At 68.8% G+C, this 23,785-nt stretch carries 23 protein-coding genes and 2 tRNA genes; 14 read left to right on the forward strand and 11 right to left on the reverse strand.

Annotated features, from left to right (window positions below; all coding sequences use genetic code 11):
* Window positions 1-39 precede the first annotated feature (39 nt).
* From EDF38_RS14210 to rpmH, 8 genes are all read right to left on the reverse strand, one after another.
* On the reverse strand, window positions 40-1,023 hold the full coding sequence (locus EDF38_RS14210) for a ParB/RepB/Spo0J family partition protein (protein WP_123356513.1): 984 nt from the start codon (window positions 1,021-1,023) through the stop codon (window positions 40-42).
* On the reverse strand, window positions 1,023-1,925 hold the full coding sequence (locus EDF38_RS14215; protein ID WP_123356515.1) for a ParA family protein: 903 nt from the start codon (window positions 1,923-1,925) through the stop codon (window positions 1,023-1,025). Before EDF38_RS14215 ends, EDF38_RS14210 begins: the two co-directional genes overlap by 1 nt.
* A 471-nt stretch (window positions 1,926-2,396) precedes the next feature.
* Window positions 2,397-3,041, reverse strand: coding sequence for a 16S rRNA (guanine(527)-N(7))-methyltransferase RsmG (rsmG, locus tag EDF38_RS14220; protein WP_123356517.1), 645 nt, complete (start codon window positions 3,039-3,041; stop codon window positions 2,397-2,399).
* A gap of 17 nt (window positions 3,042-3,058) precedes the next feature.
* A complete protein-coding gene (locus EDF38_RS14225) occupies window positions 3,059-3,658 on the reverse strand; it encodes a R3H domain-containing nucleic acid-binding protein (protein ID WP_123356519.1) in 600 nt (199 codons plus the stop codon).
* A gap of 83 nt (window positions 3,659-3,741) precedes the next feature.
* A complete protein-coding gene (gene yidC, locus EDF38_RS14230; protein WP_123356521.1) occupies window positions 3,742-4,704 on the reverse strand; it encodes a membrane protein insertase YidC in 963 nt (320 codons plus the stop codon).
* Window positions 4,705-4,714: 10 nt separating this feature from the next.
* Window positions 4,715-5,077, reverse strand: coding sequence for a membrane protein insertion efficiency factor YidD (gene yidD, locus EDF38_RS14235; protein WP_123356523.1), 363 nt, complete (start codon window positions 5,075-5,077; stop codon window positions 4,715-4,717).
* A complete protein-coding gene (rnpA, locus tag EDF38_RS14240) occupies window positions 5,074-5,409 on the reverse strand; it encodes a ribonuclease P protein component (RefSeq protein WP_123356525.1) in 336 nt (111 codons plus the stop codon). The genes yidD and rnpA overlap by 4 nt, the downstream gene beginning before the upstream one ends.
* An 8-nt stretch (window positions 5,410-5,417) precedes the next feature.
* Window positions 5,418-5,555 (reverse strand): 50S ribosomal protein L34, encoded by a 138-nt coding sequence (gene rpmH, locus EDF38_RS14245; RefSeq protein ID WP_123356527.1) that lies wholly within the window; start codon window positions 5,553-5,555, stop codon window positions 5,418-5,420.
* A 382-nt stretch (window positions 5,556-5,937) separates the two neighbouring features.
* Between rpmH and dnaA the strand changes: the two genes are divergently transcribed.
* The 10 genes from dnaA to EDF38_RS14295 all read left to right on the forward strand — a co-directional run bounded on the left by dnaA (window position 5,938) and on the right by EDF38_RS14295 (window position 17,363).
* Window positions 5,938-7,353: a chromosomal replication initiator protein DnaA gene (gene dnaA, locus EDF38_RS14250; RefSeq protein ID WP_123356528.1), complete on the forward strand. Its 1,416-nt coding sequence runs from the start codon at window positions 5,938-5,940 to the stop codon at window positions 7,351-7,353.
* Between the two features lie 490 nt (window positions 7,354-7,843).
* On the forward strand, window positions 7,844-8,992 hold the full coding sequence (gene dnaN, locus EDF38_RS14255; RefSeq protein ID WP_123356530.1) for a DNA polymerase III subunit beta: 1,149 nt from the start codon (window positions 7,844-7,846) through the stop codon (window positions 8,990-8,992).
* A 55-nt stretch (window positions 8,993-9,047) separates the two neighbouring features.
* Entirely contained in the window at window positions 9,048-9,932 is an 885-nt protein-coding gene (gnd, locus tag EDF38_RS14260; RefSeq protein WP_123356532.1) for a phosphogluconate dehydrogenase (NAD(+)-dependent, decarboxylating), read from the forward strand.
* Window positions 9,933-9,949: 17 nt separating this feature from the next.
* Complete coding sequence (gene recF, locus EDF38_RS14265) at window positions 9,950-11,197, forward strand: DNA replication/repair protein RecF (RefSeq protein WP_123356535.1); 1,248 nt, start codon at window positions 9,950-9,952, stop codon at window positions 11,195-11,197.
* The gene (locus EDF38_RS14270; RefSeq protein ID WP_123356536.1) at window positions 11,194-11,805 is read left to right on the forward strand and encodes a DUF721 domain-containing protein; all 612 of its coding nucleotides are present in this window, start codon (window positions 11,194-11,196) and stop codon (window positions 11,803-11,805) included. Before recF ends, EDF38_RS14270 begins: the two co-directional genes overlap by 4 nt.
* 166 nt (window positions 11,806-11,971) lie before the next feature.
* Window positions 11,972-13,954 carry a DNA topoisomerase (ATP-hydrolyzing) subunit B gene (gene gyrB, locus EDF38_RS14275; RefSeq protein WP_123356538.1) on the forward strand — a complete coding sequence of 661 codons (1,983 nt, stop codon included), beginning with the start codon at window positions 11,972-11,974 and terminating at the stop codon, window positions 13,952-13,954.
* 77 nt (window positions 13,955-14,031) lie between these two features.
* A complete protein-coding gene (gyrA, locus tag EDF38_RS14280; protein ID WP_123356540.1) occupies window positions 14,032-16,698 on the forward strand; it encodes a DNA gyrase subunit A in 2,667 nt (888 codons plus the stop codon).
* Window positions 16,691-17,098, forward strand: coding sequence for a DUF3566 domain-containing protein (locus EDF38_RS14285; RefSeq protein WP_123356542.1), 408 nt, complete (start codon window positions 16,691-16,693; stop codon window positions 17,096-17,098). Before gyrA ends, EDF38_RS14285 begins: the two co-directional genes overlap by 8 nt.
* Before the next feature lie 82 nt (window positions 17,099-17,180).
* Window positions 17,181-17,254: transfer RNA gene (locus EDF38_RS14290), tRNA-Ile, on the forward strand.
* A 36-nt stretch (window positions 17,255-17,290) separates the two neighbouring features.
* Window positions 17,291-17,363, forward strand: a tRNA-Ala gene (locus tag EDF38_RS14295).
* A 344-nt stretch (window positions 17,364-17,707) separates the two neighbouring features.
* Here the strand turns inward: EDF38_RS14295 and EDF38_RS14300 are convergent.
* A complete protein-coding gene (locus EDF38_RS14300) occupies window positions 17,708-18,241 on the reverse strand; it encodes a hypothetical protein (protein WP_123356544.1) in 534 nt (177 codons plus the stop codon).
* A gap of 137 nt (window positions 18,242-18,378) precedes the next feature.
* Here EDF38_RS14300 and EDF38_RS14305 point away from each other — a divergent pair, with 137 nt between their 5' ends.
* Window positions 18,379-18,918, forward strand: a complete 540-nt coding sequence (locus EDF38_RS14305) for a peptidylprolyl isomerase (RefSeq protein WP_123356546.1) — start codon at window positions 18,379-18,381, stop codon at window positions 18,916-18,918.
* Window positions 18,919-19,764, forward strand: coding sequence for a rhomboid family intramembrane serine protease (locus EDF38_RS14310; RefSeq protein ID WP_123356548.1), 846 nt, complete (start codon window positions 18,919-18,921; stop codon window positions 19,762-19,764).
* 181 nt (window positions 19,765-19,945) lie between these two features.
* Here the strand turns inward: EDF38_RS14310 and EDF38_RS14315 are convergent, their stop codons facing one another.
* On the reverse strand, window positions 19,946-20,209 hold the full coding sequence (locus tag EDF38_RS14315) for a cell division protein CrgA (protein ID WP_123356550.1): 264 nt from the start codon (window positions 20,207-20,209) through the stop codon (window positions 19,946-19,948).
* A 94-nt stretch (window positions 20,210-20,303) separates the two neighbouring features.
* On the opposite strand from EDF38_RS14315, the gene EDF38_RS14320 reads away from it, so the two are divergent.
* Entirely contained in the window at window positions 20,304-21,071 is a 768-nt protein-coding gene (locus tag EDF38_RS14320) for a class E sortase (RefSeq protein ID WP_123356552.1), read from the forward strand.
* 160 nt (window positions 21,072-21,231) lie between these two features.
* Entirely contained in the window at window positions 21,232-21,870 is a 639-nt protein-coding gene (locus EDF38_RS14325) for an aminodeoxychorismate/anthranilate synthase component II (RefSeq protein ID WP_123356554.1), read from the forward strand.
* A 24-nt stretch (window positions 21,871-21,894) separates the two neighbouring features.
* Here EDF38_RS14325 and pknB read toward each other — a convergent pair whose 3' ends face one another.
* Complete coding sequence (gene pknB / locus EDF38_RS14330) at window positions 21,895-23,595, reverse strand: Stk1 family PASTA domain-containing Ser/Thr kinase (protein ID WP_199734753.1); 1,701 nt, start codon at window positions 23,593-23,595, stop codon at window positions 21,895-21,897.
* Window positions 23,596-23,785: the final 190 nt, after the last annotated feature.

Raw genomic sequence — 23,785 nt, forward strand, 5'->3', positions numbered from 1 at the left:
CCCAAGGGGCGTTTCACGTGAAACACGGTGCAGTCGAGTTCAGCTGTCTGCAGACTCTTCCTGCCCGAGGGCAGACAGGATGCGGTTGAGATCCTCCATGGAGGCGAAGTCGATGGAGATGGACCCCTTCCGCGCACCGAGGCGGACCTTGACTCGCGTCTCGAGTCGATCCCCGAGGTGTTCGGCAACTTCGTCCAGGTGAGCCTGGTGACGACCCACCGATGCTCGGGTCGACTTCGGCGCCGATGGGGTCGACCCCGCTGCGATGGCCTCCGCTGCCCGCACAGAGAGGTCCTCGTTGACGATCTTCTCGGCCAGGCGTTCCATCAGCACCGAGTCACCGGTGGAGAGGATGGCCCGAGCGTGGCCAGCCGACAACACACCCGACGCCACACGGCGCTGCACCGACGCCGGCAGGCGGAGCAGGCGCATGGTGTTCGAGATCTGCGGACGGCTTCGACCGATCCTGCCGGCGAGCTCGTCCTGCGTGATGCCGAAGTCGGCGAGAAGTTGCTGATAGGCCGACGCTTCTTCGAGCGGGTTGAGCTCAGCTCGGTGCAGGTTCTCGAGCAACGCGTCGCGCAGCATCGACTCGTCGGCCGTGTCCTTGACGATGGCGGGGATGGTCGCCAGGCCCAGTTCCTTCGTGGCGCGGAGGCGACGCTCGCCCATGACCAGTTCGTACTGGACGTCCGTGACGCCCTTCGCGCCTCCGGCACGCTTCTTCGCGCTCGAGACCGGGATCGGCCGCACGACGATCGGCTGCAGCACGCCGACCTCGCGGATGCTGGAGACGAGCTCGGCGAGCTCTTCCTCGCGGAACTCGGTCCGAGGCTGCTGCGCATTCGGGACGATGTCGAGCGGGTTCAGGTTGGCGAGGCGCGCACCGGGCACGGCGACCAGCTCTTCGGCAGTCTGCTGTGCCGTCGGGAAGAAGACGTCGACGGGCCGGCCCTGCGTCTCGTCCGCGACGGGGATGAGGGCGCCGATGCCTCGGCCGAGCCCTGTTCTCTTGGTTGCCACTACTGGGGTGCTCCTCGACGTGCTAGTTCGGCCGCCGCCTCGAGGTACGAGATGGAGCCGGGTGAATTGGTGTCGTAGCTGATGACGGTCTGCCCGTAACCAGGGGCTTCGCTGATGCGGACCGACCGGGGGATGAGGGTCTGCAGGGCCTCTTTCGGGAAATGCTCACGCACGTCGGCGACGACCTGCTGCGCGAGGTTCGTGCGACCGTCGTACATCGTCAGCAAGATGCTCGAGACCTGAAGGGACGGGTTGAGGTGCTTCTCGATCAACTGGATGTTGCGCAGCAGCTGACTGAGACCCTCCAGCGCGTAGTACTCGCACTGGATGGGGATCAGCACCTCGCTCGCGGCGACGAAGGCGTTGATGGTGAGCAGGCCCAGCGAGGGCGGGCAGTCGATGAACACGTAGTCGTACCGCTCGCCGGCGGCCTCGGTCGCCTCGAGGTACGTCTGGAGCGCACGACTCAGGCGCTGCTCGCGGGCGACCAGCGAGACCAGTTCGATCTCGGCGCCGGCCAGGTGGATGGTGGCCGGGATGCAGTACAGGTGGTCGAACTCCGGGCTCTTCTGGACGACGTCCGCGACATCGCCGTCGCCGACGATCACGTCGTAGACGCTCGGGGTCTCCGCTCGGTGCTCTACGCCGAGAGCAGTCGAGGCGTTGCCCTGGGGGTCGAGATCGATCACGAGCACACGAGCGCCGCTCCGGGCTAGCGCTGCCGACAGGTTGACGGTGGTCGTGGTCTTGCCGACACCGCCCTTCTGGTTCGACACGGTGAGGATGCGCGTCTTGGCGGGTGGGGGCAACGGGTCGCGCGACAAGGCCGCCTTGCGCCGGTTGAGGTCGGCGAGTTCCCGGGCGAGGGGAGTGCTGCCGTCGTACTCCGTGGACGAACTCACCGATGGACTCTCCGAATCGCTCTGTTTCACGTGAAACGGCCCACCTGCATCCACACCGTCTGAGCGAACACGTCAGCTCAGGGCGGGGCGATCAACCGGGTCCAACTCTAGCCCGAGCGACCGACAAAGCCGAGAGGACCGCCGTGCTGCGACGAGGTCATCTCGACCGACGTCGCGCAGGGGGACGACCCGTGTCGAGGATGAGAACAGACGCGTCGAGCCGACACTTTGCACAGGCTCACTCACATGTTGGTAAGTAGGTGTCCCGGATATCCGGGAAGACCGGTCAATGAAGGACACCAACAAAGTATTTGCTGATCAAGACCGATTGTGAGGCCAACTTGCCCTCAATCAGACGACGAATTCACCACGGCAGACGACACGCGTCCCCCGGCGCCCCGAGATGATCCGCGCACCGTACCTCGGGCTCAGATCGCCTCCTGTGGAGCCGCCCCCGCGCCTCCGGCGGGGTCAGTCGAGGGTCGCCCGGAACACCCGGGTGATCTCGCTCTCGTCGACGAGGCCGACGCCGAGCTCGAGCACCTCGACGTCGACGAGATGGGCCTTGGCGATCGCCTTCTTCGCCGCGACCAGTTCTTGGTCGACGCGGGCGCCCTTCATCAGCAGCAGCTGCCCGCCGGTCTTGACGAGCGGGGCCGTGAGCGGGATGAGCTTCGAGAGCGCGGACACCGCGCGGGCCGTCACCTGGTCGAGCCACCCGTCGAGCTCGACCTCCTCGGCACGAGCGCGCACGACCTCGACGTTCGTCAGGCCGAGTCGATCGGCCTCGGCGCGGAGCCAGTCGGTCCGTCGTTCCATCGGCTCGATGAGCACGAGAGTGGCGTCAGGTCGAGCCGCCGCCAGGACGAGACCCGGCAGGCCCGCTCCCGACCCGACGTCGCCGACGCGACCGGCCGTGAGCAGGGGAGCCACGAGGCCGCAGTTGACGACGTGCCGAGTCCACAGGCGCGGCAGCTCCAGGGGCCCGATCAGCCCGAGCTCCTCGCCGTGCTGCGCGAGGTCGGCGGTGAACTGCCGCACGACCTCGAGGCGGTCGCCGAAGATGCGGGCGGCGACCTCAGGTTCGATCTCGAGCTCGGTGAGCGCGTCGGTCATCGTGTGCCGGCCCCGCGTCAGGCGCGGGTGATGACGGTGTGGCGGTCGCGGCCTTCGCCCTCGGACTCCGAGGTGAAGCCGCGGGCGGCCACGATGTCGTGCACGAGCTTGCGCTCGTACGACGACATGGGCGGCAGGGCCGCGGCCTCGGCGCCCTCCTCGATCTTCTCGACGGCACGGTCGACCATGGCGCCTAGCTCGGCCTCGCGGGTCGAGCGCGACCCGCCGATGTCGAGGATCAGGCGCGAGAACTCGCCGGTCTTGGTCTGCACGGCGATGCGCGTGAGCTCTTGCAGGGCGTTGACCGTCTCCGGCTTCGAGAGCACGCGCAGGGCGCCCTCGCCGCCGGTCGAGTCGACCGAGATGTACGAGCGGCCCGCCTGCACCTCGATGTCGATGTCGCCGTCGAAGTCGCAGATGTCGAGCAGCTCTTCGATGTAGTCGGCGGCGATGTCGCCCTCGTCGAGGACGCCCGCCTCGTCGTCGGCACCGGCGGCGTCGCCGTCGACGGGGGGAGTCGAGGAGGCGCGGGGCGCGTCGGTCTCGACCCGCGCCTCCTGCAAAGCGTCCGTGGTGCCCTCGGGCAGGTCGCTGCTCGTGCTGTCGCTGTCGTTCATCTCGATCGTCTCTCCGGGTTCAGGACTTCGTCGGCGTGCTCAGGAGACCGCGCTCCGTCGGCCGGGACCGACGGAGCGACGGATCACTTCTTGGCGCCGTTCTGCTTCTTGGCGCGGTTCTTGCCGACGGGCTGCACGCGCTGCGTGGCCTTGGGGACGGCCGGGGCCGACTCGATCTCGGTCACCGTGATGTCGCCGAGGCCGAGACCCTTGCGCTGGGCCTTCTTGGCCATGCGCTCCTCGCGGGCCAGGGCGGCCTCGCTGCCGGGCGTCGGCATGTTGCGGATGACGATGAACTGCTGGGCCATGGTCCAGATGTTCGAGGTCAGCCAGTAGAACATGACGCCCAGGGGGAACGAGAGACCCGAGAAGACGAACACGAGGGGGAGGAAGTAGAGGAGCATGCGCTGCTGCTTGAACATGGGGCTCGCCTTGGTCTCGGGCGACATGTTCTTCGAGACGATCTGCAGCTGCGTGATGAACTGCGACGCGGTCATGACGACCACCATCGCGCCGGCGAGGAGGCGGACCTCCCACGTCGTGGCGCCGAGGAAGGTCTCCTTCAGCGGGGCGCCCCAGAGGGTCGACTCGCCGAACGACGCGGAGAGCTGCTGGCCGAGCAGGCCGATGCCGACCTTCTCCTGCTGGGCGTTGTGCAGCACGGTGTAGAGGCTGAAGAAGATCGGCATCTGGATGAGCAGCGGCAGGCACGAGCTCAGCGGGTTGGTGCCCGTGTCCTTGTAGAGCGCCATCGTCTCGCGGGACATGGCCTCGCGGCTGAACTGGTCGCGCTTGCCCTTGTACTTGTCCTGGATCTTCTTCAGGCGCGGCGCGATCTCCATCATGCGGCGCTGGCTCTTGATCTGGCGCACGAAGATCGGGATGAGGGCCGCTCGCACGACGAGCACGAGGCCGACGATGGAGAGCACCCAGGTGCTGCCCCAGCCGGTGCCCATGCCGAACGACGTGAGGACGTTGTGGAAGCCGACGAGGATGGCCTCGACGAGCCATCTCAGTGGCCAGAGGATCGTGCCGATGAAGTCCATGGTGTGCGGGTCAGCCCTTCCGGTGGGTCTGTGCGAGGAGACGGGGGGCGGCGCCGAGGACGGGGCCGGGCCCGTCGGCCAGGGGGATCACGAACCCGAAGGCGGTGAGGGAGTGCTTCTGACGACGAGGCCGAGGGACGTCGTCGACGCCGCCGGCGGACCAGGGGTTGCACCGGCCGATGCGCCAGGTGCCGAGGGCCACCCCGCGGACGACGCCGTGCTGCTGGATGGCCTCGAGCGCGTAGCGGGAGCAGGAGGGGTGGTACCGGCAGACGTCGCCGTAGAGGGGGGAGACGACGGCCCGGTACGCACGGAGCACGACGACGCAGGCGTTGCGAGGCAGCAACGCCACGACCTGCAGTGCCCTGATCACGATTCCACGACCTTGTCGACGACCCCCGAGATGTCCCTGAGCAGGGTAGACCACGGAACGTCGAGGCTGCCTGGCAAGGCGCGGATCACCACGTCGGTGCCGGGCGGCGTCGTCGGCAGCAGCTCGTGGCACACGCCCTTGAGGCGTCGGCGCACGGTGTTGCGGGCGACCGCGTTGCCGACCGTCTTGGCCACGATGAAGCCGAACCGCACCTGGTCGTCGTCACGACGACGCACGTAGACGACCGAGTGCGCCGTGCCCGACTTGCGGCCACGGCGCACTGTGTTTCGGTAGTCGTCTGCGCGGACGATGCGGTTGGCCCGGGCCAACACGGAGGGTTCTACGCCGAGAGCTCGGTGCGGCCCTTGCCACGACGGTGCGCGAGGATCGCACGGCCGGCGCGGGTGCGCATGCGGGCGCGGAAGCCGTGCTTCTTGGCGCGGCGACGGTTGTTCGGCTGGAACGTTCTCTTGCTCATGGTGTTCTCCGTAGGGGGAAGCGGACACTGGCCTGCTGCCGACGTCCGGGAAGTCTTGTACAGCCCAATCGGCTGAAATCAACTGATTAAAAGTACGCGGCATCCGTCCCGTGGTCAAACGGCGGACGGGCTCGGGTTTATCCACATTGTTGAGAACTCGGGTTGCGAGAGACATACTCGTGCGAACTACAGTGGGTACCTCACGCTCCAGATCCCCGTAAGTACACGGATTCCACGGCTCTCCCGGCCACGACGCCCACCGTCGACCGGTGGAGAAAGCTGTGCATAAGTCGGTGCAGAGATCCCCTCTGTCCGGTCGGCGCGGAGGCGTGCGCACGAGAACCGGGGCACTCGACAGAGCCCCACAGGAAGAGGAAGCCCCGTGGCGAACACCGTCGATCCGGTCCAGGACCTCTGGCGGTCCGTCCTGGCCAGCCTCACGACCGACGACCGGATCACGCCCCAGCTGCACGGGTTCATCAGCCTGGTCGAGCCGAAGGGCGTGCTCGGCGGCACCCTCTACCTCGAGGTCCCGAACGACCTCACCCGCGGCATGCTCGAGCAGCGCATCCGCACCCCCCTGCTCGAGTCGATCGCGGCCCTCGGCGACGCCTCGGTGGCGAGCTTCGCCATCACGGTCAATCCCGACATCACGCCCGACACCCTCACGCAGCAGCCGGAGGAGTCCGAGCCCGCCCACTACATCGAGGCCCCCTTCGTGCCGGCCCCGGTCGAGTCGCCCGCGACGGGCAAGCGCAACGACTCGCGCCTGAACCCGAAGTACAGCTTCGACAACTTCGTCATCGGCGCCTCCAACCGCTTCGCGCACGCCGCGGCCGTCGCCGTGGCCGAGGCGCCGGCCAAGGCCTACAACCCCCTCTTCATCTACGGGTCGTCCGGCCTCGGCAAGACCCACCTCCTCCACGCCATCGGCCACTACGCCGAGACGATGTACCCGGGCATCCGGGTGCGGTACGTCAGCAGCGAGGAGTTCACGAACGACTTCATCAACTCGATCGCCAACAACCGCTCGAACCTCTTCCAGCAGCGGTACCGCGAGATCGACATCCTCCTCATCGACGACATCCAGTTCCTCCAGGGCAAGGACTCGACGCAGGAGGCCTTCTTCCACACCTTCAACACGCTGCACGACCACGACAAGCAGCTGGTGATCACGAGCGACCTGCCGCCGAAGCACCTCACCGGCTTCGAGGACCGCATGCGCTCCCGCTTCGAGTGGGGCCTCATCACGGACGTCCAGGCGCCCGACCTCGAGACGCGCATCGCGATCCTCCGCAAGAAGGCGCAGAGCGAGAAGCTGCAGGTGCGCGACGAGGTGCTCGAGTTCATCGCGACGAAGGTGTCGAGCAACATCCGCGAGCTCGAGGGCACGCTCATCCGCGTCACGGCGTTCGCGAGCCTCAACCGCACCGCGGTCGACATGGCCCTCGTGCAGACCGTGCTCAAGGACCTCATCACCCTCGACGAGGACAACGTCATCGCGCCGGTCGACATCATCAACTCGACCGCCGACTACTTCAAGCTCACGGTCGACGACCTCTACGGCTCGTCCCGGTCGCAGGCCATCGCGACGGCCCGTCAGATCGCCATGTACCTCTGCCGTGAGCTGACCAGCCTCTCCCTCCCGAAGATCGGGCAGCTGTTCGGCAACCGCGACCACACGACGGTCATGTACGCGAACAAGAAGATCAGCGAGCTCATGAAGGAGCGGCGCTCGATCTACAACCAGGTGACCGAGCTGACCAGCCGCATCAAGCAGGACACCCGCTACAAGTAGGCGAGTCGCGGGCGCTGCACCGCCCCTCCCGACCGCTCCGCCCCGACGGGCGTCGACCTCGTGTCGACGCCCGTTCGTCGTCCCCGGAGCCCCGTGGAGGCGCGCTGCCTGCCCTCAGGACCGCCATCGATCCCACAGTGTGGATAACCTGTGGAAAGTCGTGGATAACTACCTGGTCGACTGTGGGCGGATGACACGACCCTGTGGGAACGGCCTCGGCCGAGGATCGGGCCGTGCGACTTCTCCGACCGTCGCTCCACATCCCGTCCACAGGTCGAGAACGTGTCATTCGCCGGAGCGACGGGGTTTTAAACAGGTTATCCACACTGTGCACAACGGTTAAGACTGTTAATCCTGGATTACAAGAAATTGATGAAGAGACAACCTTGTGGACAGCCGGCCGCCCTCCCGGTGCCCGGGACGGGCCGCCTGTCCGCTGTGGCAGTATTGGCGGGCCGTCCACGAGCAGGTAGTCGATAGGGGTCCCCGCGTGAAGTTCCAGGTCAACCGTGACGTCTTCAGCGATGCTGTCTCGTTCGCGGTGAAGCTGCTCCCGCAGCGCACCACGCTCCCGATCCTCAGCGGCGTCCTCATCGAGGCCACGACCGACGGCCTCACGCTCTCGTCCTTCGACTACGAGGTCTCGGCCCAGACGAGCATCGCGGCGGAGGTCGACGAACCCGGCACGATCCTCGTCTCGGGCCGCCTCCTCGCCGACATCGCGAGCCGCCTCCCGAACGCCCCCGTCACCTTCGCAACCGACGAGAACCGCATCGCGGTCAGCTGCGGCTCGGCGAACTTCTCGCTGCTGAGCATGCCGGTCGAGGAGTACCCCACGCTGCCGACGGTGGGCGAGCGCTCGGGCGTCGTGCCCGGCGACCGCTTCGCCCTGGCGATCTCGCAGGTCGCCGTCGCCGCGTCGCGCGACGACGTCACCCCGGTCATCACCGGCGTGCAGCTCGAGGTGACCGAGAACGCGCTGTCGCTCGTGGCCACCGACCGCTACCGCGTCGCCGTCCGCGGCATCGACTTCGACCCCGGCACCGCCGCGAGCAGCGAGACCACGACGGCGCTCGTCCCGGCCCGCACCCTGCAGGAGGTCGGCAAGACCTTCGGCAACGCGACGACCGTGGCCGTCTCGATCACCGGCACCGACGACCGCGAGCTCATCGCGTTCCAGGCCGGCGACAAGACCGTCACCTCGCTGCTGATCAAGGGCAACTTCCCCCCGGTCAAGCGGCTCTTCCCCGAGACCGTCGAGAACTACGCCGTGATCAACACGGCCGAGCTCGTCGAGTCCGTCCGCCGCGTCTCGCTCGTGCTCGAGCGCGAGGCGGCCCTCAGGTTCACGTTCACGATCGACGGCCTCACCCTCGAGGCCATCGGCAGTGAGCAGGCGCAGGCGTCAGAGTCGATCGATGCGTTGTTGACGGGAGAGGACACGGTGGTCTCCTTGAAGCCGCAGTTCCTCCTCGACGGTCTCGGAGCGGTCCACTCCGAGTTCGTGCGGATCTCCTTCACCAAGACGGAGAACCCGAACAAGCCCGGTCCCGTGCTGATCACCAGTCAGTCGTCGAGGGACCAGGCAGGGGCTGACAGCTACAAGTACCTGCTGCAGCCCAACCTCCTCCTGCGCTAGTCGCGCGCCACAGAACCGGGGCGCTCACCGCGCCTCCCACGAACGAAGGATTCACATGCACATCGGCCTCGTCGGTCTCGGCAAAATGGGCAACAACATGCGCGCTCGCCTGCGCAACGCGGGCATCGAGGTCACCGGCTACGACGCCAACCCCGCCGTGTCCGACGTCGCCGACCTCGGCGCCCTCGCCCAGGCGCTGCCGTCCCCCCGCCTCGTCTGGGTCATGGTCCCCCACGGCCAGATCACCGACGCGGTCATCAAAGACCTCAGCGAGGTCCTCGAGCCGGGCGACCTCGTCATCGACGGCGGCAACTCGAAGTGGCTCGACGACGAGGTGCACGCGACGCTCCTCGACTCGAAGGGCATCCGCTACATGGACGCCGGCGTCTCGGGCGGCGTCTGGGGCCTCGACAACGGCTACGGCCTGATGGTCGGCGGCGACGCGGCCGACGTCGAGCGCGCCATGCCCGTCTTCGACGCGTTGCGTCCGGAGGGCCCCCGCGAGGAGGGCTTCAGCCACGCCGGCGGCGTCGGCGCGGGACACTACGCGAAGATGGTCCACAACGGCATCGAGTACGCGATCATGCAGGCGTACGGCGAGGGCTACGAGCTCCTCGAGGCCAAGGGCCTCGTCGAGGACGTCCCCGCGGTGTTCAAGGCCTGGCAGCGCGGCACGGTCGTCCGCTCCTGGCTGCTCGAGCTCATGGTGCTGGCGCTCGACGCCGACCCCAAGCTCGAGGCGCTCTCGGGCTACGTCGAGGACAGCGGCGAGGGTCGCTGGACGCTGGAGGAGGGCATCGCCCACGCCGTGCCGATGCCGGCGCTCAGCGCGTCGATCTTCGCGCGCTTCGTGTCGCGCCAGGGCGAGGGCTCGCCGACCATGAAGGCCGTCGCCGCCCTGCGCAACCAGTTCGGCGGCCACGCCGTCAAGAAGGCCTAGCCGCCTTCCCGGCCCGCGTGCGAGTACTGCATCTCAGCCTGACCGACTTCCGGAACTACGCATCCGCCGAAGTCGCTCTCGCGCGCGGGCCCAACCTCTTCGTCGGGCGGAACGGCCAGGGCAAGACCAACCTCGTCGAGTCGCTCGGCTACCTCGCGACCCTCGGGTCGCACCGGGTCTCGTCCGACGCGGCGATGATCCGCCAGGGCACCGACTCGGCGATCGTGCGGGCCCGGCTCCAGGCCGGCGACCGCGAGCTGCTCGCCGAGGTGCAGATCAACCGGTCGTCGGCCAACCGGGCGCAGGTCAACCGCGGGGCGATCAAGCCCCGCGAGCTGCCGCGGTACTTCACCAGCGTGCTCTTCGCGCCCGAAGACCTCGCCCTCGTCCGTGGCGAGCCGTCGGGCCGCCGCCGCTTCCTCGACGAGCTGCTCGTCACCCGCGCGCCGCGGTTCGCCGGGGTGCAGGCCGACTACGACCGGGTGCTGAAGCAGCGGAACACGCTCCTCAAGTCGGCCCGCGCCTCCGGGGTGAAGCCCGGCCAGCTCGGCACCCTCGACATCTGGGACGAACGACTCGTCGCCCTCGGCAGCGAGATCGTCGTCGCCCGCGACCGTCTCGTCGCCGACCTCGCGCCCGAGGCCGCCCGGGCCTACGCCGCCGTCGCCGGCGAGGACCACGCCGCCCGGCTCTCGACGGTGCTGAGCATCCGCGGCTCCGTCCCCGACGACGAGACCACCGCCGCGGAGGCGCCGAGCGAGTCGATCCCGGCGGCCGACGTCCCCGAGGTCTTCCGCCAGGCGCTGGCCCGGGTCCGCCCGTCCGAGCTCGACCGCGGGCTCACCCTCGTCGGCCCGCACCGCGACGACCTCTTCCTCTCGCTCAACGGCCTGCCGGCCCGCGGCTACGCCAGCCACGGGGAGTCGTGGTCGTTCGCCCTCGCCCTCAAGCTCGCGTCGGCCGCGGTCGTGCGCGCCGACTCGGTGACCGGCGATCCCGTGATCGTGCTCGACGACGTCTTCGCCGAGCTCGACGGGTCGCGCCGCGACCGACTGGCCGACGCCGTGGCCGACTACGAGCAGGTACTGATCACGGCGGCCGTCGAGGGCGACGTCCCCGACCGCCTCAAGGCGCACACCGTCCGCATCGCGGCCGGCACGATCGTCGAGCAGCCGGAGCCGCCGGTCGAGACCCCCGCACCGGCCTCGATCCCCGACGCCACGGCTGGTGACACCCCCGACGACGGTGTCGGAGGTACGGCATGAGCGGCGGCGACGAGGCGACCGGACCCGCGGCCGCGGGCGGTGCCGGGGCGGAGCCCGCGCCTCCCCGGGGCGAGGCAGGACTTCCTGCTCCTCGCGGCGAGGCAGAACCTCCTGCTCCTCGCGGCGAGAACGAAGCCCAGCGCGTCTACCTGCGGTTCCGCCGCGTCTTCGGCGACCCGAACCAGCGCTCGCGCGACGGCCGCCGACGCAAGGCGATCAAGCTCGGGTCGCCGAGCCAGCCCTTCGGCACCGGCCGCGAGCCGCGCGGCATCGCCGACGTGCTCGCGAGCGTGACCAGCGAGATGGGCTGGAACTCGCCCCTGGCGCAGTCCGAGCTGATGACCGCGTGGCCCGACATGGTCGGCGACGAGCTGTCGTCGCACTCGCACCCGGTCTCGATCGACGACGGCACGCTGACCGTGCAGTGCGACTCGACGGCCTGGGCGACGCAGCTGCGGCTGATGCGCGGGACGGTCACGACGACCATCGTCCAGAGGTACCCGGAGGCGGGCATCCAGTCGGTGCGATTCTTGGCACCCAACGCCCCGTCCTGGAAACGCGGTCCCAGATCGGTCCCAGGGCGCGGTCCTCGCGATACCTACGGCTAGGGAGGGTGAATCGTCCATCGGCCTCGGGAAAATCCCTCTGAGGGCGGATCTTCCCCTATCGGGGAGGGGGCTGCGGTAGACTCTGGAGGTCGTCCTGGGCGTCGCTGTCGAGCGTCGCGACCGGGTGCGGCACCCCTCGTCCCCGCCGGCAGGAGCCCCCACGCACATGTCACTGAATCCCACCGACGCCGAACAGCCCGACGACTCCTACGGCGCCAGTGCGATCCAGGTGCTCGAGGGCCTCGAGGCCGTCCGCAAGCGACCGGGCATGTACATCGGCTCCACCGGCCCCCGCGGCCTGCACCACCTCGTCTACGAGATCGTCGACAACTCGGTCGACGAGGCCCTCGCCGGCCACTGCGACCACATCGAGATCACGCTGCGCGAAGACGGAGGGGTGCGCGTCGTCGACAACGGCCGCGGCATCCCCGTCGACATCCACCCCGTCGAGGGCAAGTCGACCGTCGAGGTCGTGCTCACCGTGCTGCACGCCGGCGGCAAGTTCGGCGGCGGCGGCTACGCCGTCTCGGGCGGCCTGCACGGCGTGGGCAGCTCGGTCGTCAACGCGCTCTCGAGCGAGCTCGACGTCGAGGTCCGCCGCCAGGGCAACGTCTACCGCCAGAGCTTCACCGACGGCGTGCCCGTCTCGCCCCTCGCCAAGGGCGAGGAGGACGGCACGACCGGCACGACGATCACCTTCTGGCCGAACTCCGAGATCTTCGAGACCGTCGAGTTCGACTACGAGACGCTCCGCACCCGGTTCCAGCAGATGGCGTTCCTCAACAAGGGCCTCCGCATCGAGCTCAGCGACGAGCGCGTGCAGGAGGAGGGCGTCGAGGCGCGCCACGACGTCTTCCTCTACGAGAAGGGCCTGGTCGACTACGTCCAGTACCTCAACACCGTGAAGAAGGTCGAGACCGTCCACGACGACATCATCGCCTTCGAGCAGGAGGACACCGAGAAGAAGATCTCGCTCGAGGTCGCCATGCAGTGGAACACCTCTTACCAAGAGAGCGTCCACACCTACGCGAACACGATCAACACGCACGAGGGCGGCACGCACGAGGAGGGGTTCCGCGCGGCGCTGACCACGCTGGTCAACCGCTACGCGAAGGACCCCAAGAACAAGCTGCTCAAGGAGAAGGACGACAACCTCACCGGCGACGACGTCCGCGAGGGCCTGACGGCCGTCATCTCGATCAAGCTCGGCGAGCCGCAGTTCGAGGGCCAGACGAAGACCAAGCTCGGCAACACCGAGGCGAAGTCGTTCGTGCAGAAGGTCGCCTTCGACCAGATCACCGACTGGTTCGACCGCAACCCGCGTCAGGCCGCCGAGATCGTCCGCAAGGGCATCCTCGCGTCGCAGGCCCGCATGGCCGCCCGCAAGGCGCGCGAGCAGACCCGCCGCAAGGGCGTGCTCGAGTCGAACGGCATGCCCGGCAAGCTGAAGGACTGCCAGAGCAAAGATCCGTCGCTCTCCGAGATCTTCATCGTCGAGGGCGACTCGGCCGGCGGCTCGGCCGTCCAGGGCCGCAACCCCGAGACGCAGGCGATCCTCCCCCTCCGCGGCAAGATCCTCAACGTCGAGAAGGCGCGCCTCGACCGGGCCCTCGGCAACAACGAGGTGCAGGCCATGATCAAGGCGTTCGGCGCCGACATCGGCGAGGACTTCGACCCCGACAAGGCCCGGTACCACAAGATCGTGCTCATGGCCGACGCCGACGTCGACGGCCAGCACATCACGACGCTGCTGCTGACGCTGCTCTTCCGCTACATGCGCCCGCTCATCGACCTCGGCTACGTCTACCTGGCCCAGCCCCCGCTGTTCAAGCTCAAGTGGACGAACGCGCCCCACGAGTACGTGTACAGCGACGCCGAGCGCGACGCGAACCTCCTGCAGGGTCGCGCGGCCGGCAAGCGCATCCCGAAAGACAACGGCATCCAGCGCTACAAGGGCCTCGGCGAGATGGACTACAAGGAGCTGTGGGAGACGACCATGGACCCTGACACCCGCACCCTCCTGCAGGTCACGTTGGAGGACGCGGCGGCCGCCGACACCATCTTCGACACCCTGATGGGCGAGAACGTCGAGTCGCGCCGTGCCTTCATCCAGCAGAACGCGAAAGACGTCCGCTTCCTCGACATCTGACCCGCGCCTCCGGCCCGGTCGGAGCACGCCCGCGCCCCGCGGAGACGACCGGGGCAGACCACGACAGACGGAGAATCATGGCCGACGAGCCGACCACAGCCCCCGAGGGCGACGACGCCGAGGGCACCCCCACCTTCGCCCCGGCGATCAAGCGCGACAGCATCGAGCAGGTCGACCTGCAGCTCGAGATGCAGCGCTCGTACCTCGACTACGCCATGAGCGTCATCGTCGGCCGGGCGCTGCCCGAGGTGCGTGACGGCCTCAAGCCGGTGCACCGTCGCGTGATCTACGCGATGTACGACGGCGGCTACCGCCCCGACCGCGCCTTCTCGAAGTGCTCGCGCGTCGTCGGCGACGTCATGGGGCAGTTCCACCCGCACGGCGACACGGCCATCTACGATGCGCTCGTCCGCCTGGTCCAGCCGTGGAGCCTCCGCTACCCGCTCGCGCTCGGCCAGGGCAACTTCGGCTCGCCCGGCAACGACGGCGCCGCCGCCCCCCGGTACACCGAGACGAAGATGGCCCCGCTCGCGCTCGAGATGGTGCGCGACATCGACGAAGACACGGTCGACTTCCAGGACAACTACGACGGCCGCACGCGCGAGCCGGCGATCCTGCCGAGCCGCTTCCCGAACCTGCTCGTCAACGGCTCCGTCGGCATCGCGGTCGGCATGGCGACGAACATCCCGCCGCACAACCTGCGCGAGGTCGCGTCGGGCGCCCAGTGGTACCTCGAGAACCCCGAGGCGACCCGCGAAGAGCTGCTGGAGGCGCTGATCCAGCGCATCAAGGGCCCGGACTTCCCCACGGGCGCACAGATCCTCGGCGTCAAGGGCATCCAGGACGCGTACCGCACCGGTCGCGGCTCGATCACCATGCGCGCGGTCGTCAACGTCGAGGAGATCCAGGGACGCACCTGCCTCGTCGTCACCGAGCTGCCCTACCAGGTCAACCCCGACAACCTCGCGATCAAGATCGCCGAGCTCGTCAAGGACGGCCGCATCGGCGGCATCGCCGACATCCGCGACGAGACCTCGGGCCGCACCGGCCAGCGCCTCGTCGTGGTGCTGAAGCGCGACGCCGTCGCGAAGGTCGTGCTGAACAACCTCTACAAGCACACGAGCCTGCAAGAGAACTTCGGCGCGAACATGCTCGCGATCGTCGACGGCGTGCCCCGCACCCTCGCGCTCGACGGCTTCATCTCCGCCTGGGTCGACCACCAGATCGACGTGATCGTGCGTCGCACCCGGTTCCGCCTCAAGAAGGCCGAGGCCGACGCCCACATCCTGCGCGGCTACCTGAGGGCGCTGGACGCCCTCGACGACGTCATCGCGCTCATCCGCCGGTCGCCCACCGTCGAGGAGGCGCGGGCCGGCCTCATGGAGCTGCTGGAGGTCGACGAGATCCAGGCCTCCGCCATCCTCAACCTCCAGCTGCGTCGCCTCGCCGCCCTCGAGCGCCAGAAGATCCAGGACGACGCCGACCAGCTCGAGCGCGAGATCGCCGACTACCAGGACATCCTCGCCAAGCCGGAGCGCCAGCGCACCATCGTCAGCGACGAGCTGCGCGACATCACCGACAAGTTCGGCGACGACCGCCGCACCGAGATCATGTTCGGCTTCGACGGCGACATGAGCGTGGAGGACCTGATCCCCGAGGAGGAGATGGTCGTCACCATCACCCGCGGCGGCTACGTCAAGCGCACCCGCAGCGACAACTACCGCAGCCAGCACCGCGGCGGCAAGGGCGTGCGCGGTGCCCAGCTGCGCGCCGACGACGTCGTCGACCACTTCTTCGTGACGACGACGCACCACTGGCTGCTCTTCCTCACGAACAAGGGCCGGGTCTACCGCGCCAAGACCTACGAGCTGCAGGAGGCCGGCCGCGACGCGAAGGGCCAGCACGTCGCCAACCTGCTCGCGATGCAGCCCGACGAGCAGATCTCGCAGGTGCTCGACATCCGCGACTACGAGGTCGCCCAGTACCTCGTGCTCGCCACCCGCGACGGCCTGATCAAGAAGACCGCGCTCACCGAGTACGACACGAACCGCACCGGCGGCATCATCGCGATCAACCTGCGCGACGACGACGAGCTCGTCTCGGCGCTGCTCGTCGACGAGAGCGACGACCTGCTGCTCGTGTCCCGCCACGGCATGTCGCTGCGCTTCACCGCGACCAACGACTCGCTGCGGCCGATGGGTCGCTCGACGTCCGGCGTGAAGGGCATGACCTTCCGCGAGGGCGACACCCTGCTCTCCGCCTCGGTCGCCGACGACTCGGGCTACGTCTTCGTCGTCACCGAGGGCGGCTTCGCCAAGCGCACCGCCGCCGACCAGTACCGCATCCAGAACCGTGGCGGCCTCGGCATCAAGGTCGCCAAGCTGGCGGAGGCGCGGGGAGACCTCGCCGGTGCCCTCATCGTCGGCGAGGACGACGAGGTGCTCGTGGTGCTCTCCAGCGGCAAGGTGGTACGGTCTGCCGTGGCCGAGGTGCCGGCCAAGGGTCGCGACACCATGGGTGTCGTGTTCGCCCGGTTCGCCGCGGAGGACCGCATCATCGCGGTCGCCCGCAACTCGGAGCGCAACCTCGTGGCCCAGACCGACGAGGCGGCGATCGACGCCGTGGGCGACAACGAGGCCGTTCCCGTGGTCAGCCCGGGAGACGTGATCGACGCCGTCGACGCACCGGAGGGCCGCGAGGCGTCCGACGAAGAGAGCACCGGAGAGGGACAGATCGATGAGTAGCGTCGCGGAGAGACTCCAGCGCAAGGCCAAGCGGCCCGCCGGCACGAAGCAGGTCCGGCTCAAGCTGGTCTACATCGACTTCTGGTCGGTCGTGAAGCTGTCGTTCCTGATCGCCGTCGCGCTCGGCATCATCACGGTGGTCGCCACGTTCCTCATCTGGCTGATCCTCAACCAGACGGGCATCTTCAACGACCTCGACAGCCTGCTGCGCGACATCCTGGGCGACCAGAACTTCACGCTGCAGAACTCGTTCAACATCGGGCAGATCATGCTCTTCTCGATCGTCGTGGCGATCCTGAACATCGTGGTCGGCACCGTCATCGGCGCGATCGTGGCCGTGCTGTACAACCTCAGCGTCCGGGTCACCGGCGGACTGCTGGTCGGCTTCACCAACAACTGACGTCGTCGGGGGCGAGGCCGGTCGGCCCCGCCCCCTCGATTCGTCATCCCCGTCGTGGTGCTGTAGGCTTTACGACGGCCAGGGGGCTATAGCTCAGGCGGTTAGAGCGCTTCGCTGATAACGAAGAGGTCACAGGTTCAAGTCCTGTTAGCCCCACTCCCGTGAGAACACCGACGGGTCTCCCCGCACCACGGGGCCTTAGCTCAGTTGGTAGAGCGCCTGCTTTGCAAGCAGGATGTCAGGAGTTCGATTCTCCTAGGCTCCACGAAAAATGGGCTCATCCCTGCTCGTTTCCCGGAGGGGAACTCGCGGGGATTTTTCGTTCGTGCTGGTTCGGCTGCGCCGCCGCTCCTGCGGCGCAGCGTGCCGGCGGAGCCGGCCCCATGGGCAGCCGAGCGCGGAGCGGTCGACGTCGCTTCGCTCGTCGACTGGGCGGAACGTCGCTTCGCTCGTTCCACGGGGAACATTGCTTCGCTCGTTCGATGGGCAACATTGCTTCGCTCGTTGCCCCGACAACGTCGCTTCGCTCGTTGCGGGGGGGGGAGACACGGAGGGCCCGCTTCCGGGTGGAGGCGGGCCCTGGCGGGGTGGTGCTGGTGTTCGGGGGTGTCAGGCCTTGGTGTCGGCGTCGTCGTCGGCGACCCAGAGCTCGTCGTCGGCACGGAGGGTCTGCACGGCGGCGAAGACCAGTCCGCCGAGGGCGACCACGCCGAGGCCGATGAGGAGCACGCCGCCGACGCCGGGGCCGCTCTTCTTCTGGGGCACGTACTTCGACGCGACCTTCGAGCCCTTCTTCTTGGCGTTCTTCACGGCCTTCTTGACCTTGGGGTCGTTCACGAGGTCGAGACCGTTGAGGTACGACGTGACCGCGGGGTAGAGGTCGTGCTTGAAGCGGTCCTGCGCCTTGGTCGCGACGTGGGTGCCGGCCGACAGGCCCTGCGAGACCGCGGGGCGGACGTTGTCGTCGATGGCGTGCTTCACGCGGGGCACGACGTTCTTGTTCGCGTACTTGACGCCGTGGTCGCGAGCGTCGCCGACGACCTGGCCGGCGTGGCTGAAGACCTCGCGCTGCTGGGACCACACGTCGACCGCGTGCTTCTTGAACTTCTTCAGTTCTTTCTTCTGCTTGCGTGACAGGGCCACAGTGTTCCTCCAACGATCAATGGGCAGCGAGACGTGCGGTGCTGGTGTCCCATCCTGGCACGGGGCATCCTGGCAGGTAACACCGTGAACGCTGACCGGTCGCTGACGGATCAGGGCGCTGTGGAAGAATGTCGCCCATGTCACTCCACACTGCTGTCGCCACCATGAAGACGAACAAGGGCACCATCAAGATCGACCTGTTCGGCAACCACGCCCCGAAGACCGTCGCCAACTTCACCGGTCTCGCGACCGGCACGATCGAGTGGACCCACCCCTCCACGGGCAAGGTCAGCACCGACAAGCTGTACGACGGCGTCGTGTTCCACCGCATCATCAAGGACTTCATGCTCCAGGGCGGCGACCCGCTCGGCCAGGGCATCGGCGGCCCCGGCTACCAGTTCGACGACGAGATCCACCCCGAGCTCGACTTCTCGAAGCCCTACGTTCTGGCCATGGCCAACGCGGGCATCCAGGGCGGCCGCGGCACCAACGGCTCGCAGTTCTTCATCACGACCGTGCCCACCCCGTGGCTGCAGGGCAAGCACACCATCTTCGGCGTCGTCTCCGACGACGAGTCCAAGAAGGTCGTCGACGCCATCGAGGCCGTCTCGACCGACGCGCGCGACAAGCCCCTCGACGACGTCGTCATCGAGAGCGTCACCATCGACGAGGTCTAGGTGAGCCAGGTCCCGCCCGAGTCCTCCGACCACTGCTACCGCCACCCCGACCGGCAGAGCTTCGTCCTCTGCCAGCGGTGTGGGCGCACCATCTGCGGTCAGTGCCAGACGCCCGCAGCCGTGGGCGTGCACTGCCCGGAGTGCGTTCGCGAGGCCCAGGCCTCGGCGCCCCGGGTGACGTCGGCCACGGTGACGCGCCTGCGCGGTGCGGCTCGAGGCGGGGCCCCCGTCGTCACGTGGTCGCTGATCGCGATCAACGTCCTCGTCTACGTCGTGCAGTTCGTGAGCGGAGGCGCCGTCACCTCGGCCCTCTCGTTCTACGCCCCGATCGCGCTCGACCAGCCGTGGCGGATCGTCACGTCGATGTTCACGCACGGCAGCGTGCTGCACATCCTCTTCAACATGTACGCGCTCTTCATCTTCGGGGCGCAGCTCGAGAGGACCCTCGGGCGGGGCCGCTACCTCGCGCTGTACGCCATCAGCGGGCTCGGCGGTGCCGCCGCCGTGTCGCTCCTCGCCCCCGGCACGCCGGTCGTGGGGGCCTCGGGCGCGATCTTCGGCCTGATGGCGGCGTTCTTCGTCATCTCCCGCAGCCTGGGCGGCTCGAACGGCATCCAGCTGCTGGTGCTCCTCGCCATCAACTTCGTGATCGGGCTCGTGTCGCCGGCCATCTCGTGGCAGGCGCACATCGGCGGCCTGCTGGTCGGCGCCGCCGTGGCCTGGGTCTTCACGAAGACCCGGCACCGTTCCAGGACGAAGGTGCAGATCGCCGCGCTGTCCGGCATCGGGCTCGTCCTGCTGGCGATCGTGTTGGTGCGCTCTGCCCAGTTCCTCGGCGTGCTCTAGCGAGCTCGAGCCGGCGCGGGCACGAAGGAGGCGGTACCCACCCGGGTACCGCCTCCTTCGTTCGTCGCTCCTCGCGCCGCCCACCTCGGGGCCCGAGCTTCTCCACAGAAGTTATCCACAGGCTTATTAACACTGGGGACAATTACACGGATGTAACTCCGAACGTGCGTTCGAGCCGGGGTCAGCGCCAGCGGGTCGTCATGAGGAAGCCGATGAACATAATGCCGAAGCCGATGAGGATGTTCCACGAGCCGAGCGACTGCACGGGCAGGGTGCTCTGGCTCACGTAGAAGACGACGATCCAGGCAAGGCCGACGAGCATGAAGCCGAACATGACCGGCTTGAACCACACCGGGTTGGGCGCGTCGGCGGAGGTGCGAGCCTCTCCGGAGCGGGCCTCGCGGACGCGGGCGGGCTTCGAGGTGCGGTTCGAGTCTTTGGCCATGGCGCACATCCTACCGTCAGGGTCCCCGCGGGCCCCTGGACAGCCCGGACCCCGGGCGGCGGAGCGCGCCGGGGGCGCTGACTAGGATCGACCCATGACCGACGACCAGCGCCGACCTCGTGGTCGACGGACGGCCGCCGTCCGGAGGCCTCGCCGCCGCGTCTCGGTCGTGGGCGTGCTCGGCGAGCTGCTCATCACCGCCGGCGTGCTCGTGCTCCTCTTCATCGGCTGGCAGCAGTGGTTCAACGACCTCGTCGTCGCCGGTGAGCACCGTGACCAGGCGTCCCAGCTCAGCGACCAGTTCCGCCAGCAGGCGGCCGAGCAGCCCTCCGCGCCCGCGGACGGCGAGCCGCCCGTGACTCCGGCCCCGGCCGAGGCCGAGACGTTCGCGAACTTCTACGTGCCGCGCTTCGGCGCCGACTACGCCGTGCCGATCGCCGGGGGCACGAGCACCGTGCGGACCCTGAACGCCATCGGCATCGGCCACTACGACGACACCCAGATGCCCGGCGAGGTGGGCAACTTCGGGGTCGCCGCCCATCGCACGACCTACGGCGCCCCGTTCGCGCAGATCGCGGACCTCCAGGAGGGCGACCGGATGTACGTGCAGACGAAGGACGGGTGGTACACCTACGTGTTCCGCAACCTCCAGTACGTGCAGCCGACCCAGGTCTCGGTGCTGCAGCCGGTGCCCGACGCGCCCGACGTGAGCGCCGCCTCCGGGGAGCGTCTCATCACCCTGACCAGCTGCAACCCGAAGTACACGGCCCAGGAGCGCATCGTCGCCTACGGCGTGTACGACTCGTGGCAGCCGCTCGACCAGGTGCCGGCCGAGCTGGCCGCCGCCGGCGTGGGGAGCTGACCGTGTACGGAGCCCTCTGGCGTATCCTTCCAGGGCCGTGGTGGGTCAGGCTGGTCATCGTGCTGGTGCTGCTCGCCGCGGCGCTCTACGCGCTCGTGGAGTGGGTCTTCCCGCTCGTGAACGAGATCATCCCCGCCCCCGACGTCACCGTGGAGGACTCGTGACCCGCATCCTCGTGGTCGACAACTACGACAGCTTCGTCTACACCCTGAACGGCTACCTGCAGCAGCTCGGCGCCGAGACCGAGGTCGTGCGCAACGACTCGTTCGCGGCGGCCGACGCCCGGTCGCGCATCGACGAGTACGACGCCGTGCTGCTGTCGCCCGGGCCGGGCACGCCCGCGGCGGCCGGCGTCTCGATCGACGTCGTCCACGCCGCCCTGGCGGTCGACAAGCCGCTGCTGGGCGTCTGCCTCGGCCACCAGGCGATCGCGGAGGCGCTGGGCGCCACCGTCACCCACGCCGACGAGCTCATGCACGGCAAGACCTCGCGGGTGACGCACGACGACAGCGGGTTCTACGACGGCGTGCCGCAGCCGTTCACCGCGACGCGGTACCACTCGCTCGCGGTCGTCGACGACACCGTGCCCGCCGACCTCGAGGTGACGTCGCGGACGGAGGGCGGGGTGATCATGGGCCTCCGCCACCGGGCGGCGCCCGTGTACGGCGTGCAGTTCCACCCCGAGTCCGTGCTCACCGAGGGCGGTTACCGCATGATCGGCAACTGGCTCGCCGTGGCCGGCCTGCCCGAGGCGGCCGTCACCGCCCGCGGACTCGACCCGCTCGTCGACCTCGGCTGACGACGCCGGGACCCGGCGTCGGCGTCACTCGGCGCTGCAGACCCCGAGCTGGATCGACGACCCCTGGGGCTGGTCGCCCGGCGGGAGGGACTGCGTGGAGACGGTCTGACCCGAGCAGCCGTCGTCGGTGTACGTGCCCACGGTGAGGCCGAGCTGGTCTTGCAGCAGGTCGACGGCCGTGGTCACCGACTGGCGCGTGACGTCGGGCACCTGCACGAGGCCGTTCGAGACGACGAGGTCGATCGTGGTGCCCTCGCGCAGCTCGCTGCCCTCGGCCTCGGAGGCCTCGAGCACGCCGCCCTCGGCCACGTCGACCGAGTAGTCGGTGGTCTGCTTGCCCTGGTCGAGGCCCGCCGCCGTGACCGCCTGCCAGGCCGCTGCGACGTCGAGGCCCGCCACGGCGGGCATCGTCGACATCACCGGCCCCGACGAGACCGTCAGGGTGATCTGCATGCCGGCCGGCACGTCGGTCGTGCCCCCGGCCGGGTCGGCCGAGATGACCTGCCCCTCGGGCACGGTGTCGTCGGGCACCTCGGACCGGACGGCCACGAGGCCGAGGTCTTCGAGGTCGGCCGCGGCGTCGTCGTAGCTCATGCCCACCACGGCGGGCACGGTGGCGCCCTGCGACGTCGTGATCTCGGGCGGCCGGATGTTGGCGACCCAGAAGACGACGGCCACGATGACGATGGCGACGAGGACGATGCCCGCCCAGATCCACGCGACCGGCGGCCGCGTCTGGGTGCGCTGCGGACGGTCGTTGTCGTCGGAGGAGAGCTCTTTGAGGGCCGCCTCGCTGCCCGCGCTCGCGCGCGGGTCGACGCCGAAGAGGGTCGTGCCGGCGTCGTGCACCGGGGGACGACGAGCGGGCGCCCGGCCCTGGCCGGCCGCCTCGACGTCGTCACGGAAGTCGGCGGCGGTCTGGAACCGCTCGAAGCGGTCTTTCGCGAGGGCCCGCAGGACGACGGCGTCGAGCGCGGGCGAGATGCCGGGCTCGATCGTGCTCGGCGGCACCGGTGCCTCGCTGACGTGCTGGTACGCGACCGCGACCGGCGAGTCGCCGCGGAACGGCGGGCGCCCGGTGAGCAGCTCGAAGAGCAGCACGCCGGTCGAGTAGAGGTCGGAGCGGGAGTCGACGGTCTCGCCGCGGGCCTGCTCGGGGCTGAAGTACTGGGCCGTGCCGAGGATCGCCGTGGTCTGGGCGACCGTCGCCGACGAGTCGGAGATCGCGCGCGCGATGCCGAAGTCCATGACCTTGACCTGGCCGGTGTGGGTGACCATGACGTTGCCGGGCTTGATGTCGCGGTGGACGACGCCGGCACGGTGCGAGTACTCGAGCGCGGTCAGGATGCCCTGCGTGATGCGGACGGCCTCGGCGGGGTCGAGGGGCCCCTCGCGGACCATGTCTTTCAGGAGGCGGCCCTCGACGTGCTCCATGACGATGAAGGGCACCTGCACCTCGTGCCCCCGCGCGTCGCGCACCGTCTCTTCTCCGGCGTCGAAGACCCGGACGATGGTCGGGTGGGCCATGCGAGCGGCCGCCTGGGCCTCTTGGCGGAAGCGGGTGCGGAAGGCGGGATCGGTGGCGAGGGCCGGCTTCATCAGCTTGATCGCGATGCGGCGGCCGAGCCGGGCATCGGTGCCGACGTGCACGTCGGCCATGCCGCCCCGACCGATCAGCTCGCCGATCTGGTACCGGTTGGCGAGGAGGTGAACGCCCTCTCTCACACCTTCAGCCACGCCCTGCACTCCCGTCGAGACCGCTGTCGGTTCCCACGGTCGGAGCAAGTGTACTGGCCACGCTGCCCCCAGATCGGGTGCCGACGTACGCCCGAGGGATGATTGTCAGCGCTTCGTGACCCCGGACGCGACGGAGGCCGCGACCCTCGCGGGTCGCGGCCTCCGTGCGTGTCTCAGC

Origin of the sequence: Frigoribacterium sp. PhB160, from assembly GCF_003751785.1 — a bacterium.
GTDB lineage: Bacteria > Actinomycetota > Actinomycetes > Actinomycetales > Microbacteriaceae > Frigoribacterium.